This is a genomic window from Paenibacillus sp. AGC31 (assembly GCF_057334655.1).
The window spans coordinates 18,805-35,535 of record NZ_JBHFJH010000046.1 but is presented as its reverse complement, the minus strand read 5'-3'; the positions used below and the strand labels follow the sequence as shown (position 1 = coordinate 35,535).

Annotated in this window: 12 protein-coding genes; all 12 read left to right on the top strand. The window is 48.2% G+C overall.

Features of this window, described 5'->3' with window-relative positions:
- The first annotated feature begins 47 nt into the window (after positions 1-47).
- The 12 genes from ACE04G_RS27325 (at position 48) to ggt (ending at position 16,699) form a co-directional block, all read left to right on the top strand.
- Positions 48-320: a hypothetical protein gene (locus ACE04G_RS27325; protein ID WP_047843332.1), complete on the top strand. Its 273-nt coding sequence runs from the start codon at positions 48-50 to the stop codon at positions 318-320.
- A 180-nt stretch (positions 321-500) separates the two neighbouring features.
- The gene (locus tag ACE04G_RS27320; RefSeq protein ID WP_449005463.1) at positions 501-1,310 is read left to right on the top strand and encodes an MBL fold metallo-hydrolase; all 810 of its coding nucleotides are present in this window, start codon (positions 501-503) and stop codon (positions 1,308-1,310) included.
- Positions 1,311-1,489: 179 nt separating this feature from the next.
- Positions 1,490-2,500 carry an aldose 1-epimerase gene (locus ACE04G_RS27315; protein WP_449005462.1) on the top strand — a complete coding sequence of 337 codons (1,011 nt, stop codon included), beginning with the start codon at positions 1,490-1,492 and terminating at the stop codon, positions 2,498-2,500.
- Between the two features lie 132 nt (positions 2,501-2,632).
- Positions 2,633-4,021, top strand: a complete 1,389-nt coding sequence (gene fumC / locus ACE04G_RS27310) for a class II fumarate hydratase (protein WP_074095411.1) — start codon at positions 2,633-2,635, stop codon at positions 4,019-4,021.
- A gap of 176 nt (positions 4,022-4,197) precedes the next feature.
- A complete protein-coding gene (locus tag ACE04G_RS27305; protein ID WP_449005461.1) occupies positions 4,198-6,942 on the top strand; it encodes a CHASE3 domain-containing protein in 2,745 nt (914 codons plus the stop codon).
- Positions 6,943-7,369: 427 nt separating this feature from the next.
- On the top strand, positions 7,370-8,992 hold the full coding sequence (locus ACE04G_RS27300) for a PucR family transcriptional regulator (protein WP_449005460.1): 1,623 nt from the start codon (positions 7,370-7,372) through the stop codon (positions 8,990-8,992).
- A gap of 237 nt (positions 8,993-9,229) precedes the next feature.
- Entirely contained in the window at positions 9,230-10,735 is a 1,506-nt protein-coding gene (gene pucL, locus ACE04G_RS27295; RefSeq protein ID WP_449005459.1) for a factor-independent urate hydroxylase, read from the top strand.
- The gene (gene uraH / locus ACE04G_RS27290; RefSeq protein ID WP_336758501.1) at positions 10,735-11,112 is read left to right on the top strand and encodes a hydroxyisourate hydrolase; all 378 of its coding nucleotides are present in this window, start codon (positions 10,735-10,737) and stop codon (positions 11,110-11,112) included. The genes pucL and uraH overlap by 1 nt, the downstream gene beginning before the upstream one ends.
- 42 nt (positions 11,113-11,154) lie before the next feature.
- Complete coding sequence (allB, locus tag ACE04G_RS27285) at positions 11,155-12,558, top strand: allantoinase AllB (RefSeq protein WP_449005458.1); 1,404 nt, start codon at positions 11,155-11,157, stop codon at positions 12,556-12,558.
- Positions 12,555-13,862: a Zn-dependent hydrolase gene (locus ACE04G_RS27280; RefSeq protein WP_449005457.1), complete on the top strand. Its 1,308-nt coding sequence runs from the start codon at positions 12,555-12,557 to the stop codon at positions 13,860-13,862. Before allB ends, ACE04G_RS27280 begins: the two co-directional genes overlap by 4 nt.
- A gap of 6 nt (positions 13,863-13,868) precedes the next feature.
- Positions 13,869-15,110 (top strand): pyridoxal-phosphate-dependent aminotransferase family protein, encoded by a 1,242-nt coding sequence (locus tag ACE04G_RS27275; protein ID WP_449005456.1) that lies wholly within the window; start codon positions 13,869-13,871, stop codon positions 15,108-15,110.
- On the top strand, positions 15,104-16,699 hold the full coding sequence (gene ggt / locus ACE04G_RS27270) for a gamma-glutamyltransferase (protein WP_449005455.1): 1,596 nt from the start codon (positions 15,104-15,106) through the stop codon (positions 16,697-16,699). The genes ACE04G_RS27275 and ggt overlap by 7 nt, the downstream gene beginning before the upstream one ends.
- The last annotated feature ends 32 nt before the right edge of the window (positions 16,700-16,731 follow it).

Here is a 16,731-nt window from a genome sequence, read left to right as displayed (position 1 = left end):
ACCAGAAATGTTGGAGACCGACTGTAGATGAAAGATTAAAGGAGAGAATGATTGTGAATATTGAAATTATAAGTGCTGAAATGCGCCGTGAAGGTGAAAAAGGATACGTGGGAAATACCGTTTACCGCACAGAAGGCGAAAAGTCAGTATATGAGATTACCTTCATGAGCAAGAACGGAAAAGATTGGGACTATAGCTTGCATTTCACGGAGCAATCCGGTGATGAAGAAGAGTTACTGCGTATGGACGAGTTGCTTGAAAATGATGACGATCTGTACAATCAATTGCTCGATGCTGCTTTGGAGGCATTTCCGGCTTAACTAGCCGAGATGTTCTTGTTCTATTGTGTTGTGTCGATGACTATACTAGACGGTGTATGCCCGAAACAGGGTGTATACCGTCTATTTTATTGGAAATGTTGAATAGATGATCCAGAAAAGGGAAGTCTACGAGATGAATGGAACCAGAGAGACAATCCGCCTAATGGGAGGTAACCGTGAATGGCATCTGACAATCTGATTACAGAAGGGTTGACGGGACTTGAAGAAGTCGCGCCCGATATTCTCAGTTTACGTACACTATTCGTTAATGTCGTGTTCATCGGAGAGCCAGGAAGCAGGAACTGGGTCCTCGTGGACACCGGAATGGCGAGGTTCACAGATCATATTGTTCAGGTTGCAACAGAACGATTTCAAGGTCCGCCGTCTGCGATCATATTGACGCATGGTCACTTCGACCATGTAGGAACCGTTATTGAGCTGGAACAATTCTGGGGTGTGCCAGTGTATGCTCATCCGCTTGAAATTCCGTATTTAACGGGATTAAAAAATTACCCGCCAGCGGACCCTTCTGTAGGTGGAGGTTTAATGTCCAGGTTGTCATTCGCATATCCCAATGAGGCGATCAATCTGGATGATCGGATATTCAGTCTACCCAAAGATCATTCCGTTCCAGGCGTATCAGGATGGGAGTGGGTGCACACGCCAGGTCATACGCCTGGACATGTGTCGCTGTTTCGAGAAGCAGATCGTTTGTTAATTGCGGGAGACGCAATCATCACAGTGAAGCAGGAGTCGCTGTGGAGTGTATTGCTTCAGGACAAACAGTTGCATGGCCCGCCTTCCTATTTTACAACCGATTGGCAGGCTGCTCATCAATCTGTCCAGCATATAAGGCATCTGGAGCCGAAACTTGCGATTACCGGGCATGGGCATGCCTTGAGCGGAGATATGCTGAGTGAATCCTTGAAGCGGCTTGATCTGGACTTTGAAGAGAACGCTGTGCCGGATCACGGCAAATATGTGAATTAATTGAACCATCCTATGAAAGACAGCAGAGACAGCCGTAACGTATTGCAGCTGTCTTTTTCCTGTCTTTTTTGTCTTTCTATTATGAATTTGTTCTCTATCATAGATTGGTATTTTGCGCTCGGGCATGATATAGTCGAGCCGTATAATATAACCTTAGTATGCAGGAGGTACATATAACGATGACACAGCAAAATGCAGCACTTGAAGAACAATTTGGAGGGATACCAGCCATTTGGCTTCGTTTTAATCAGTTTGAAGCGGCAGTTATTCCAAGCGTGGGTGCCAACCTCGTTGCTTTTCGTGATACAGAAAAGGGTTTTCGTTACTTGAGAGAGCCGAATCAGGATCAGATGGATGAATTTATGGCAGCACCTGCGGTTTATGGAATTCCGATTCTTTCTCCACCGAACCGTTATGAGGATGGACGTTTCCCTTGGAATGGTAAAGTTTATCAGTTGCCTGTGAACGAACCCGCTACAGGAAACCATTTGCATGGATTTTTGCATGATGCCGAGTGGAAGGTTGAAGGATACGGTTCTGATCAGCTGGAGAGTTATGTGTTGCTTAGCCAGGACGTGAAAGAAGGACATACATTCCATCAGTACCTGCCTTTTACGTTCACAGTGACGCTTCGTTACTCTTTGAGCAGCCAAGGACTTCAGCAACAATTGATCGTCCGCAACAACGGGACTGAATATATGCCGAATTTGTTTGCATTCCACACGGCGATTGCTGTACCTTTTGCACCGGACAGTCAGGCCTCGGATTACACGGCCAAAGTTACAATTGGACAACGTCGTGAATTGAACGAGCGTTCTCTGCCAACAGGACAATTTCAACCGCTTACACCTGAGGAAGAACAATTGAAGAACGATGGGGTTAGTCCGTTCTTTGCTGCCATGGATAATCATTACACTGCGGAGCCGCAGAATGGACGTAACTATATGGAACTTACGGATCACCGTACTGGAGACAAACTGGTATACGATGTGGGCACCTCTTACAAGCACTGGATGATCTGGAACAATAACATGGGTGGCGAATTCTTCTGTCCTGAACCACAGATGAACTTGGTTAACGCTCCTAATGTTGAAGGCATACCTGCAGAAGAAATCGGATTGATCGGTTTGGAACCAGGTGAACTATTCGAACAGAGCAGCCGATTGTATCCAATTGCGTCACAAAAATAATTCACGCTCATTTTGCGCTACGCTTACAATTTTGTCGAAAAGGTGAAAACCTGCTCGCAAATCATGTATAATATGACGAGATACACAAGCTTTGTAGAGACCCAAACCATTTTTTTGGAGGAGGACAAGCAAGTGGAATACCGCATTGAGAGAGATACGTTAGGCGAAATGAAAGTACCAGCCGACAGGCTGTGGGGAGCTCAGACGCAGCGCAGCAAGGAAAACTTCCCGATTGGCAGTGAACATATGCCGATGGAAGTTATCCGTGCCCTTGCCATTTTGAAAAAAAGTGCTGCGGCTAGTAACCATAAATTAGGTAAATTATCTGCGGCTAAGTCCGATGCTATTGCTTATGCAGCAGATGAGATTATTGCAGGCCGAATTGATGACCATTTCCCATTGGTAGTGTGGCAGACTGGTAGCGGAACACAATCCAATATGAACGTGAATGAAGTGATTGCGAATCTGGGGAACCAACTGCTGGAGCAAAAGGGCAAGGAAGAGCGTCTGCATCCAAATGATGACGTGAATATGTCCCAGAGTTCTAACGATACATTCCCAACGGCTCTGCATGTCGCAGGTGTTCTGGCTGTTGAGGATCAACTCTTGCCGGCCATTGCGGTATTAAAAGCTACTTTTGCGGACAAGTCGGAGGCATTCAAGGATATTATCAAGATCGGACGTACCCACCTTCAGGATGCAACACCAATTACACTTGGTCAGGAGATCAGTGGTTGGGAAGCCATGCTGGGCAAGAGTGAGCGCATGATCCGTGAAAGTGTGCAGTATCTGAAGGAGCTTGCGATTGGCGGTACAGCTGTCGGAACGGGCATTAATGCGCATCCGGACTTTGGGGACTTCACTGCCAAGGAAATTGGCAAACATACGGGGAAGGATTTTGTATCTGCACCAAACAAATTCCACGCACTTACAAGTCATGATGAAGTTGTGTATGCGCACGGTGCCGTTAAAGCGCTTGCAGCTGATTTGATGAAAATTGCCAATGATGTCCGCTGGTTGGCCAGTGGCCCTCGTAGTGGATTGGGCGAGATCCGTATTCCTGAGAATGAGCCAGGCAGCTCCATTATGCCGGGTAAAGTCAACCCAACTCAGAGCGAGGCCATTACTATGGTGGTTACGCAGGTCATGGGTAATGATGCAGCGATTGGTTTCGCGGCAAGTCAGGGTAATTTTGAGCTGAATGTATTCAAGCCGGTTATCATCTATAACTTCCTGCAATCCGTGCAACTCCTGGCGGACTCCATTATTGCGTTTAATGACAAGTGTGCCGTAGGCATCGAGCCTAACCTGGATCAGATTGAACATAATCTGAACAACTCGCTTATGCTGGTTACAGCGCTTAATCCGCATATTGGTTATGAGAATGCAGCCAAAATTGCGAAGCTTGCGCATAAAGAAGGCTTGTCTTTGAAACAGGCGACGTTACAAACGGGCCTGCTTACCGAAGAGCAGTTTGATCAATATGTCGATCCGGCCAAAATGATCGCTCCAAAGGCCTAAAATCAGCCCAAATGAGCATTATAGATCACTGAAGAGGACGACCTGCACAAGCAGGTCGTTTTTCTTATGATTACCGATGAACTTAAAGCTTGTCAGACTATACGTATACATATAAACTACATATGCACCAGTTTTAATTTAATTATTGGATTCGTATATATTTGGAGGTTTCCGCGTTGTCAAAAACGAGAAGATTTACGATACGCTCCAAAATTTTATTGGGCTATCTTGTGGTTGTGCTTTTGTTTGGAGCTGTTCTGCTAGTGCTTACGGCCCAAATTAATGTGTTACAGAAGGAAAATGATTTTATCTCCCATCATGATCTGGAAGTACATAATCTGACCAACGCGATTGAAAAAAATGTCTTGAACATGGAGACAGGACAGCGTGGATTCATGATTACAGGCAATGAAAGTTACCTGGAGCCTTATTCCCAAGGCATATCCCAGTGGAGTTCCAACTATGATCAGCTGAATGCTCTCATTAGTGATAACCCTTCACAGCAGCAGAGTCTGGAGAATATCAAAGCACATATTACACGCTGGATTGAAATTGCTGGGGAACCGTCTGTGAACTTAAAAAAGCAAGGTGATCAAGCCGAGGTCATTGCGTTCTTCCAATCTGATCCGGGTAAAACGGAAATTGATCTCTTGAGGTCTCAGCTTACGACCTTCCGTAACACAGAGATCGCTCTGACCGAGGCGAGGGTTACTGAACTTGCCAGACGCAGTTCCACCCTGCTGACGATTATGTACACGCTGTGGGGGATTATTGCAGCATTATCCATTGCAGCTGCGATTGTGATATCAGGAAATATCGTCAAAACGTTGCGAGATGTTATGCAAACCATAAGTGATATCTCCAAAGGTGGAAACCTGAAGCAGCGAATTCAGGTTCGAACACATGATGAAGTGGGAGACCTAGGCCACGAAACCAACAAATTACTGGATGAAGTACAGGAACAGAATCGGGTCAAGGACCAGATCACAGGGATTGCCACACTTTTACAGAACCCGACCAATCTGGAGGGATTGTCTCGCTTGTTCCTGAACGAGCTTGCCATGTTGTTTGAAGTTCCCTATAGCGTCTTATATTACTGGAAAGACAATCGACTGCTGCGCCTGGCTGCATATGCTGGGGATGGAGAGAAAGAACGTTCGCTCGGTAAAGTGTCGCTTGCCCCGGGTGAGGGGCTTGTAGGTCAAAGTGCTGTGGAGAAGCGAGTTCTACGCATGAATGATCTGCCGCAGAACTATATCCGAATCTCTTCGGGTCTCGGGTATACATCTGCCACATCACTTACTGTAGTACCGGTCTTGTTCGAAGGCAGAACGATTGCGGTAATTGAGCTTGCTTCAATGAAGCCATTGCAAGAGAATGATATGAAGCTGATGAAAGAACTGACGGATATTTTTGGTGTTTCACTACACTCGACCGTCACTCGCATGGAATTACAGCAATTATATGATGAGTCACAAGTTCTGAATGAAGAATTACAGGCACAATCGGAGAAACTTCAGGCTCAGACCGAAGAGATGTTGTCTCAGACGGAGGAACTGCAAATGCAGACCGAAGAGCTTCATATGCTTAATGATCGCCTGGAAATACAGAAGAATGCTGCAGAGACCTCAGCCAATGAACTCTCGGTTGTGGCTGATCAGTTACGAACAAGCTCGGGGTACAAATCCGAATTCTTGGCGAACATGTCCCATGAACTGCGGACACCGCTCAACAGCATGTTGATTTTATCCGAAATATTATCTGAGAATAAAAACCAACACTTGAATAGTGAAGAACAGAACTATGCTTCGGTCATTCACAAGTCGGGCAAGGACCTACTGAATCTGATCAATGATATTCTGGATCTATCCAAGGTAGAGGCCGGGCAGATGGAAGTGGATTTCGATGATGTTTATCTAGGTAGTCTGCCTGAGGTCATGAATCAGTATTTCCTAAAAACAGCGGAGCAGAAAAAAATAGATTTCCGAATTCAACTCCAAAGTCCTTTGCCGGAAACAATCGTGACAGATGAGATGAGATTGCACCAAATTCTTCGAAATCTGCTCTCTAACGCATTTAAGTTCACCAGTGAGGGTGAAGTTGCCTTAACGATCTCCAGCATGAGTTTGGCTCATCCGGTAGCCAAAGACCAAGAGACCGACGTGATTGCTTTCTCCGTTAGTGATACGGGTATCGGGATTGCGGATGACAAACTCTTGCAGATCTTCGATGCCTTCAAGCAGGCGGACGGAGCAACAGCTCGTAAATATGGGGGGACAGGACTCGGCTTGTCCATCTCTCAATCGCTTGCGACTCTGCTGGGAGGTTCTATCTCAGCAACAAGCCGTGAAGGGCATGGCAGTGTATTCACGCTGTTCCTGCCACTGAGAATGGATGAGCCTGAGACCATGCACACATCCCGGTTGTTCCTGAATGAGGTGGCTAGCACCACTCCGGAGATCAACAAACTCCCTTCATTGACCACAGCTCCATCGGATGTGTTATTAACACCTCTGGAAGAAGCGTTGCTCAGCGGACGCCAAGTGCTTGTCGTTGATGATGATATACGTAATGTATACGCACTAGCTAACGCTCTTGAGCAATACGGCATGCATGTTATTTCAGCGCAGAACGGATACGAGTGTCTGGAACTGTTGGAACGCGGAGGAGTAACGCCTGATCTCATCATGATGGATATCATGATGCCGGAACTGGATGGTTATGAGACCACTCGACAGATCCGTGAACGACTTGGCATGACCCAGCTTCCGATTATTGCGCTAACAGCCAAGGCCATGAAAGAGGATCGGGAAAAATGTATTGCAGCAGGTGCTTCGGACTATCTCAGCAAACCACTGAACATCAAAGAAGTATTATCCCGCATGAAATTATGGATGAATCACGAAACATTGGAGATCTGATCGTAGTTGAACTAAAAGTTATTTACACTGACACTACGATGACAGAACAACCCTCCAATCGCTGTTATCCCCAGATTTTTTCGATTCCCTTTTTCAAAGGGGAGAATCCGGGGATAAAGGCGAACGCTTCGCTTTTTCAGGTTTTTTCTGCCCTCTCCGTTATCGTGTAAATGGATTACTTCAACGTTATGTGGATCATAGTAACTTATAAAAACCTATGCCGATTACAGTAAATTGCGCTGTAATTAGGTCATAGGTTTTATTTTTTTGCCGTGTAAGCTTTATTTAGAAAATTGATGTTATAATACTTAACAACAAATAAAAGTTAAATGCATAAATATGGATTTAATTAGAAAAATCATGCGAAATTTAGTTTCGTTAACCAGAATGACATTATATTGTGTTATATATATGGGAGGTAGTGTCCATGCAACTTACGGTTAAAGAGGCTTTACAGGTATACCCGTTGTCAGAGGCCAAACTGGTTGCGGGTGGGGAAGGGACTTCACGGATGATGAAATCCGTTAACGTCATGGACGCTCCTGATATCGCGGATTGGATCAAATCCGGAGAGATGCTGTTCACCACCGCTTTTATTATGAAAGACAGTGAGACGGATGCATTACGTTTGATGCGGCGCTTGAATGAACGCGGCTGTGCAGGACTCGGCATCAAGCTGGGACGTTTCTGGCAGTCCATTCCCCAAGGTATTGTCGAGGAAGCTGATCGGCTTCGTTTGCCGCTGCTTGAGCTCCCCTTTCAATTCACCTTCTCGGACCAGATGAATGCCTTGTTCAAGGCTGAACATGAACGTAGCAACCGATTGCTGCATGAGGTCGTGCAAAAGCAGAAAAAATTAATGCAGTTTGCACTGCAACAGCAACCACATCGGAATGTGTTTGCCGAACTTGCCACGGTGCTGAACTATCCGCTTGCCGTCATTGGTTCTCGAGGGCATGTGCTGTACGGTAGTGAAGGCATCGCAGGGGATGCTGTAACCCAAGGCTGGCCTTGGAAATCCGTCATGCACCGAGTGAAATGGAATCAGGGAAGTTGTCATCGCGTACCGATTAAACAAAATGATGAAGAATACGGATCGTTGCTTGTGTTTACGGATTCAGCCCTATCGCTTCGAGCGGAGGAAGAGCTGTTCCAGCAGGCTGCTGATGTACTGGCATTTTATATGGATATGACTTATCGTGAGCATATTAATCCGACCGTGCAAGATGAGATGCGTACACTGCTTACACAGTATCTGGATAACAAAATGACTGTTCAGGAATTGACCACCTTGAGTGAAAACAAAGGTGTACATTTATTCCAGGGAACTTATCAGTGCGTACTGATCACGCTTGAACCGACTCTGTTTGCCGAGGGAAAGCTACTTAAACAGATTCATCGCGAATTGCAATACAATCCGCTGATGCAATTCACGGCCTCACAGCATTTTCAGATTGAGGATGGCATTCTGTCCATCTACACCTGCCCAACAGGGCGAGATTATGGAGAGGAGCTGTCAAGTTTTCTCTTGAGCCGTTTCGGTGATGTACTGGCAGCACAAGAAGCAAAAGGGGCACCGGCTCCACGCTTCTGGATCAGCAAAATGAAACATGAACCCAAATCGCTCCGTGAAGCATACCAGGAGTGTCTGGATACGCGACAACTGGCTCGTCGATTCGGCATGAAAGACCGTGCGTTGCAATTTGAAATGCTCGAATTTGCCTATGTGTTCCAACACGTACCGGATAACATTATGGAGAACTATTGTAATAAAGTACTTGAGCCGTTACTTGCCAGGGATGGTGATCCCAATCAGGTGCTGATGAATACATTGGAGTCCTTTATCGAGAATGACGGACTCATCAATGAAGCTGCCAAGCAGTTGTTTGTGCATCGCAACACGGTCACTTATCGTATGGAGAAAGTTGGCAGCTTGCTGCAAATGGACTTTAAGAAGACAAATGATCTGCTGAAGTTGAAGCTGGTATTCACCTTCCGCAAGTTTGTTCGGGATAAAGCCGCTGCAAGACCGCACAATGTCCAACTCTAGACCGCACATTGTGCAACATGACAATACTACGGGTCAGACCCCCAAGAACCGCATTCCCTTGATGGAGTGCGGTTCTTTATGTTTGAGGATAACGAAAGATGTCCTTGCCGTGCATAGCAAACAAATCGCAACTCTGATGTTATGTTATATTACAAAATTGCGTAAATATTGTTGTCGCGACATTGAACGACACTTAGAATGAAGAACAATAATCCACAACAGACCGGAGGTTCTAACATGAGCGACTTAATTAAACTTGTTAACAACTGGTCTATCATACAATTCGTGCATACGTTTGGCGGCTTATTTGAAGAATCACCGTGGGTAGCTGAGCGTTCCGGGCTTTCACGACCTTTCGATTCATTTGAACAGATGATGCATGCGATGACGAGTGTGGTTCAGGCATCGGATGACCAGGTGAAGTTGCAGTTGCTTCGAAATCATCCGGATCTTGGAGCACGAATCAGCATGAGCAGCAACTCCGTTCAGGAGCAGGCTGGTGCAGGACTTGATTCCCTCTCACAAGAGCAATACAACGAACTTCAACAATTAAACAAAGCATATACAAGCCAATTTGGCTTTCCATTCATATTAGCCGTAAAAGGCCATACCGCAAGCTCCATCCTCGAATCCATGCGGCAACGTCATTGCCGAGGCAAGGAAGAAGAATTCGAGACTGCCTTGAAGGAAGTATTCAAGATTGCGGGCATTCGCTTGGAGCAGTGGCTCGCACAGATCGGTCATGAACATGAGTTCGTGAGCAAACCAGCCGCAGTGCAGCAGCGGACCATGTATTACGGCAAAGGGGATGTGTGGATGTATCGTTCCTACGCCAAACCGTTGACGGGCATACAGTCGATCCCGGAATCTCCGTTCATGGGACGCAGTAATATTCTGTTTGGATTGAATATCAAGGTGGCTGTGCAGGGCGATGAATTCTTGCCTTCTTTTGCAGAAGGGGATAATTCGCTGGTGGTCGCAACCGATTCGATGAAAAATTTCATTCTTAAACATGCAGCGGACTACACAGGGGCGACGGTGGAAGGATTTCTTGCGCTGGTAAGTCGGCGTTTCCTGGAGACGTATCCGCAGATGAGCAAGGTTCAGATGACAGCGGACCAGATTCCTTTTGAAGATATACCGATTGGATTGGAAGGAAGCTATCGGCCGAGTGCGCTCGTATTTCGTTATTCGCAGAACGATCGTGCCACAGCTGCCGTGGAAGCAGAACGAACAGGAGACTCGATTGAACTCAGCAACCATTTCAGTGGTGTAGCCGATCTGAGACTGATCAAGGTCAAAGGCAGTGAATTTGCCGGATTTATGCAGGATGAATATACCACTCTTCCAGAGACAAGGGATCGACCGTTATTTATTTTCCTGAACATCAATTGGCGTTATGAAGATCCGAGAGATGGCATGGACGATCAGCGTGGACGGTATGTAGCGGCGGAACAAGTCAGAGATTTGGCTGCTGCTGTATTTCATGAGTGTCGATCCGCTTCTATTCAACATCTGATCTATCAGATTGGACGAAGATTGTTAATTCGATTTGAGCAGTTAAGTGAGGTTTCATTTGAATCCAACAATCGGACCTGGGAGACGGTGCTGGAGGAAGTAAAAGAGGGAGAAGGCAAAGTATTTACCGAGCCGAGACCACCATATGGATTCCAGGGTTTCTCGATGACAAGGGATGATCTGGGAACAGACGGCCGTAACGCCGGGAAAGAAGGTGACGTCTGATGTCGATATCTGGTGGACGAATTACAACACATGTGCTGGATACATCCAAAGGCGTCCCTGCTGCGGGTGTTCGGATCGAACTGTATATCCTGAAGAGGGATGGAGAGCAGGAAATCAAGATAAAAGTGGCTGAGTCGGTAACAAATGCGGATGGGCGTTTGGATGCGCCGCTGCTGGATGGAGGCAAGTTGGAGCAAGCGATATATGAGCTTCAATTCCATGTCGAGAGTTATTACGCACAGCGTTCGTTGGAAGAGTTGGGGCAGGCACTGTGGACGGTCGTTCCAATTCGTTTTGCCGTATCTGATGCATCAAGCCATTACCATATTCCGTTATTGATTGCTCCAGGAGGTTACAGTACATACCGGGGAAGCTGAATATGCACACATCCGGTTCTGATTCAGGGGAGGGTCATCCACATGACAACATTTGATACCATCATTCGGGGGGCCCGGGTGGTGCTGAAAGATCGCGTAGAAGAACTGGATATCGGCATTACTGGTGAGAAAATAACAGCTATATCCACGCAGCTCGCCGCTGGCGAAACGACTCGGATCATTGAAGCTGATGGCCTTACGGCTATGCCGGGCGTGGTGGACATTCATGTGCATTTCAATGAACCTGGACTCGCCAGTTGGGAGGGATTTCGATCGGGTTCGGCAGCCCTTGCCGCAGGGGGAATCACAACCTATGTCGATATGCCACTTAACGGCGTACCACCAACCACGAGGCCGGAAGCATGGGAGATGAAAAAGAAAGCAGCTGCAGACCAATCTTATGTTGATTATGCGTTCTGGGGAGGTTTGGTTCCCGGCAATCGTGGCGAACTTGCTCCACTGGCAGGGTTGGGTGCTGCCGGGTTCAAGGCATTTATGTCTGAGCCGGGTGGAGATGGGGAAGACCTCTTTGCCAGAGCCGATGACCATACATTGCTGGACGGAATGCATGAGCTTGCCAAATTAAACCGTGTGCTGGCACTTCATGCAGAGGACGAAGGCATCGTTGCCGAACTCGCTGCGAGAAGCATTGCGGAGGGAAAGACTGAACCGATGGATTATATCCGATCCCGTCCTGTGGAAGCTGAAGTCGTCGCGGTTGCCCGGGCGTTGAAGTATGGTGAACTGACCGGTTGTGCGCTGCATTTTGTGCATATTAGCACCCGGGAAGCACTGGATCTGATTACAGAAGCAAAACGGCGTGGGCAGGATGTCACTTCGGAGACATGCCCTCATTATCTGACGCTGACCGATCAGGATGTGGTCCGATTAGGTGCTGTAGCGAAATGTGCTCCACCGCTTCGCAGCTCTTGCGAGCAGGAGCAGTTATGGGATGCACTGACTTCGGGATTGATTGATGTTATTGCCTCTGACCATTCTCCATGTCCGCCATCCATGAAACAATCTGATAACTTCTTCGAAATCTGGGGCGGTATATCCGGGGCGCAAAGCACACTGCTAATCATGCTGGAGGATGGACATCTTCAGCGTAATATCGACCTCCCGTTGCTCGGAAGAGTGCTCTCCTTGCAACCTGCCAGAAGGCTTGGTCTGGAGAGCAAAGGAGAGATTGCGATTGGCAAGGATGCAGATCTGGTCCTGATTGACTGGGAGAAGAGCACAACCCTGAACACGGAGGATCTGCTCTACACGCATAAACAGAGCCCTTATGTGGGACGTACATTTAACTGTTGCATTACAGACGTGTTCTGCCGTGGGCAGAAGGTATATAACTCGGAATGCGGATTATCTCCTGAACCTATCGGGCGGCACATCGTAGCCTACTCCTCAAGTCCCATCGAGGTGGGAACGGAGGAGGCGCCATGACAGAGTCTGGAGTATACCGGTCATGCGGTACGAATAATCCGCCTATTCCTTTGCCAAATGTAGAACAGGTGGAGCTGCAAGCCATGCTTGACTGGCTGTCGACATATGGTGCGGATGCACAGGGTGGCGTTACACGACTGTTGTATGACTCGGCTTGGTGTGAAGCACAGGGTGCCCTTGCAGCCAAGATGCAGGAGAAAGGACTGTCTCCCGAGTTTGACCAGTCTGGTAATCTATATGGGACATTGAAGGGCGAGGGCAAGGAATCAACAACTGGTGCAGAAGCATTACCGATTGTGACCGGATCACATATTGATACTGTGGTGCACGGCGGTAAATATGATGGTGCTTACGGTGTGGTGGCGGGAGTCCTGGCATTGGAGTATTTGCAGAAGCATTTCGGAGCACCGAAGCGCACACTTCAAGTGGTATCGTTATGCGAAGAAGAAGGAAGTCGATTCCCTTTTGCGTATTGGGGTTCGCGCAGTATAACATGCATAACGGCTCTGGAAGACGTAGAACATTTGAAGGATCAAGACGGCGGTACCTTTACACAAGCGATCCGGGATGCGGGTTTTGGACCCGATAGTGCATATAGACCTGCCGCGAAAAATTACGGTGCCTTTATTGAGCTTCACATTGAGCAAGGTCAGGTTCTGGAACGTCTTGGACATTCGATTGGTGTTGTATCCGATATCGTAGGTCAGAAGAGATTCAGTATTACCGTCAGCGGAGAAGCAAATCACGCGGGGACGACGCCGATGTCCTGGCGCAAGGACGCACTTGCCGGAGCAGCCGAGATGATTACTGCGGTAAGGAGTATTGCATTGGATGCAGGTGAACCGCTCGTAGCCACGGTCGGACGAATCACAGCTGATCCGGGTGTTGGGAACGTGGTTGCAGCCCGGGCGGTGTTTTCACTGGATATCCGCCATATCCGGCAGGAGAGTATTGATCATTGCTGGCAGGATATGCTTCAAGCTTTTAGTCGGATTGCAGCCGAGCAGCAGCTTGGACTGGACTGGGAAGAACATCTGTCGGTGACGCCCATTCCTATGAATGCAGAGATGATCTCGGACATTCAAGATATCTGTGAGCAGGAGCAATTATCCTATTGGCCAATGCCAAGCGGCGCCGGACATGATTCGCAGATTTTCCAGCCGGTTTGTCCAACGGCCATGATCTTTGTGCCGAGCCAGGACGGTATTAGTCATAATCCACTTGAATATACAGCTGAAGCAGACCTGATGCACGGTTTTCGGGTTCTGGTCCGGCTACTCTATAAATACGGTTACGGGAGTTGAATGCAGATGTCCAACTATAAAGAGTTATCTCCGTCCTTGCGGACCATTATGACCCCGGGCCCCGTTGAGGTTGATCCACGTGTACTTAGAGCATTATCCTTTCCGATCCTAGGGCAGTTTGACCCGGAATTCACATCTTTGATGAACGAGACAATGGCGATGCTACGAGAGTTATATATGACAGATAACGAGTGGTGTTATCCAGTCGATGGTACATCCCGTTCAGGGATTGAAGCTGTGTTGGTCAGTCTGATTCAGCCCGGTGACAAAGTTCTCGTCCCGATCTACGGACGATTTGGACATTTGCTGGTTGAAATCTCGGAACGCTGTGGTGCCGAGGTTGTTTTTTTTGAAACGGAATGGGGAACGGTATTTGATCCAGAAGAAGTGATCAAGGCTATTCATACCCATAAACCGAGTCTGGTTGCGATGGTTCACGGTGAGACTTCCACCGGTCAGATGCAGCCCCTTGCCGAGATTGGCAAAGCCTGTCGCGAGCTTGATATTTTACTCGTTGTAGATGCTGTGGCAACCATTGGCGGGACACCCGTGGAGACGGATGCCTGGCATCTGGATGCGGTGATGGGTGGCACGCAGAAATGCCTGTCCGTTCCTTCAGGAATGGCACCTCTCACGTATAACAGTCGTGTGGAGCAGAAACTGATGAGCCGCAAAACAGTTGAACGAGGACTGCGGGATGCAACCAGTGCGCGGGCAGAAGGCCGCACGATTGCCAGTAATTATTTTGACCTGAGCCAATTGCAGGATTACTGGAGTTCGGCACGGTTGAACCATCATACGGAGGCTACCTCCATGCTCTACGGTCTTCACGAAGGATTACGCATTCTGCTGCAAGAAGGATTGGAGGCCAGGTTCCAGAGACATCTGGTAAATGAACGTGCGTTGGTCGCTGGAATTCAAGGAATGGGACTGCAACTGTACGGGGATATGTCAAGCAAACTTCCGGTGGTCACTTGTATCACGATTCCGGAGGGGATTGATGGTGAGTCGGTGCGCAGCATGTTGCTGAACGATTTTGGTATTGAGATTGCCAGTTCATTTGGACCGTTGAAAGGACAAATCTGGCGGATCGGTACAATGGGATTCAGCTGCCAACGCAAAAACGTACTTCATGTGCTCGGAGCGCTGGAAGCTGTTCTATTACGTCATCGTCACGTATTACCAGCCGGTGAAGCGGTGCAGGCCGCATTGGATGTGTATGCAGGGAAGGAGGGCGCCTTATGTTAAATCAGATGCCAATCTCCAGGGAGGTCATGGTTACTACTCCTCATTATCTGGCGAGTGCAGTGGGAAGCTCCATCCTCCAGCAGGGCGGGAATGCTTATGATGCTGCTGTTGCGGTCAGTGCAGCTCTGGGTGTGGTATATCCGCATATGACCGGACTTGGCGGGGATGCCTTCTTCCTGATTCATGACGGAGCCAGCGGTGAGATTACCGCCTATAACGGAAGTGGCCGCTCAGCCGCAGGCATTCATGCGGATACGTTCAAAGCGATGGGCATGAATGCCATCCCTCAGCGTGGTGTACTTAGTGCCATCACGGTTCCGGGAATGGTGGATGCCTGGTGGGAAGTCTGGTCCCGGTACGGTAAGTTACCGTGGGAGCAGTTGCTTGAACCTGCGGTGCAGTATGCAGAAAAAGGATGCCCTGTATCCCGGAATCTCCGCCTGTGGATGGAAAGGGATGAAGATTTCATTATGGGGCATACACCGCTGCGAGCGGTATTTGCGCCTTTGGGTACACTTTTGCAGGAAGGTGAGCTGCTGATCCAGCCTGATCTTGCTGCCTCCATTCGTCTGATTCAGACGGAAGGTCGAGATACTTTTTATACAGGAGAACTCGCGAATCGTCTGACTTCGGCTATTCGTGAGGATGGGGGCATGCTTGCACCAGCAGACTTTGCAGGGCATCGGGGCGAGTGGGTGAAACCCGTTAGCACGGAGTATCGTGGCTATGAAGTTCATCAGATGCCGCCCAACTCGCAGGGATTCTCGATGCTGATGATGTTAAATATGCTGGAGCATACCGATCTGTCCTCTGTAGCACGTACCTCACCTGAATTCTATCATCTGATGGCGGAAGTGGTGAAAAAGGCGTTTCGGGATCGTGACCGTTATCTGACGGACCCGGATTTCAGGGACATTCCGCTGGATCTTCTATTATCCAAGAGTTACGGAGACCAATTGTGGAATGAGATTCAGTCTGCTCCACCTGTAGCACAACCGTTTTTGTCCAAAACAATAGGTCAGGACACAGCATATGCAGCGGTTGTCGATAGCGAAGGCAATGCCGTTTCGTTCATTCAAAGCCTGTATTTTGACTTCGGTGCAGCCTATGTTCCAGGGGATACGGGGGTTATCATGCAGAACCGGGGATCTTTTTTCTCCTTAGATCCGAGAGATGCCAATGTACTGGAACCGAACAAACGCTCATTCCATACCCTTATGCCGGGCCTTGTTACACGAGATGGCAAACCTTATATGCTCGTGGGTACACAGGGGGGAGAAGGCCAGCCGCAAACACAATTATCGGTGCTTACCGGAGTGCTTGATTATGGGCTGAACATTCAGGAAGCGATTAGCCTGCCGCGTTGGGTGTACGGACGTACCTGGGGCGAAGAAGGCGATACGATGCGTGTGGAGAACCGATATCATGATGACGTATGTGCAACCCTTGCCCAGTGGGGACATAACGTTGAAGCAAGAGCCCCGTGGGACGGTATTATGGGACAGTCGCAAGGCATTGTCATTCGTGAGGACGGCATGATTAGTGGCGCAGCAGACCCTAGAGGCGACGGTATGGCTATTGGATGGTAACAGCTACATGAATACTATAGACAGACACAGAT

Bases quoted from the DNA above. Each gene is read 5' to 3' on its own strand.
- uraH (WP_336758501.1), top strand. From the start codon at position 10,735: ATGTCGATATCTGGTGGACGAATTACAACACATGTGCTGGATACATCC.
- ACE04G_RS27280 (WP_449005457.1), top strand. From the start codon at position 12,555: ATGACAGAGTCTGGAGTATACCGGTCATGCGGTACGAATAATCCGCCT.
- allB (WP_449005458.1), top strand. From the start codon at position 11,155: ATGACAACATTTGATACCATCATTCGGGGGGCCCGGGTGGTGCTGAAA.
- ACE04G_RS27275 (WP_449005456.1), top strand. From the start codon at position 13,869: ATGTCCAACTATAAAGAGTTATCTCCGTCCTTGCGGACCATTATGACC.
- pucL (WP_449005459.1), top strand. From the start codon at position 9,230: ATGAGCGACTTAATTAAACTTGTTAACAACTGGTCTATCATACAATTC.
- ACE04G_RS27300 (WP_449005460.1), top strand. From the start codon at position 7,370: ATGCAACTTACGGTTAAAGAGGCTTTACAGGTATACCCGTTGTCAGAG.
- ACE04G_RS27315 (WP_449005462.1), top strand. From the start codon at position 1,490: ATGACACAGCAAAATGCAGCACTTGAAGAACAATTTGGAGGGATACCA.
- ACE04G_RS27325 (WP_047843332.1), top strand. From the start codon at position 48: ATGATTGTGAATATTGAAATTATAAGTGCTGAAATGCGCCGTGAAGGT.
- ACE04G_RS27320 (WP_449005463.1), top strand. From the start codon at position 501: ATGGCATCTGACAATCTGATTACAGAAGGGTTGACGGGACTTGAAGAA.
- ggt (WP_449005455.1), top strand. From the start codon at position 15,104: ATGTTAAATCAGATGCCAATCTCCAGGGAGGTCATGGTTACTACTCCT.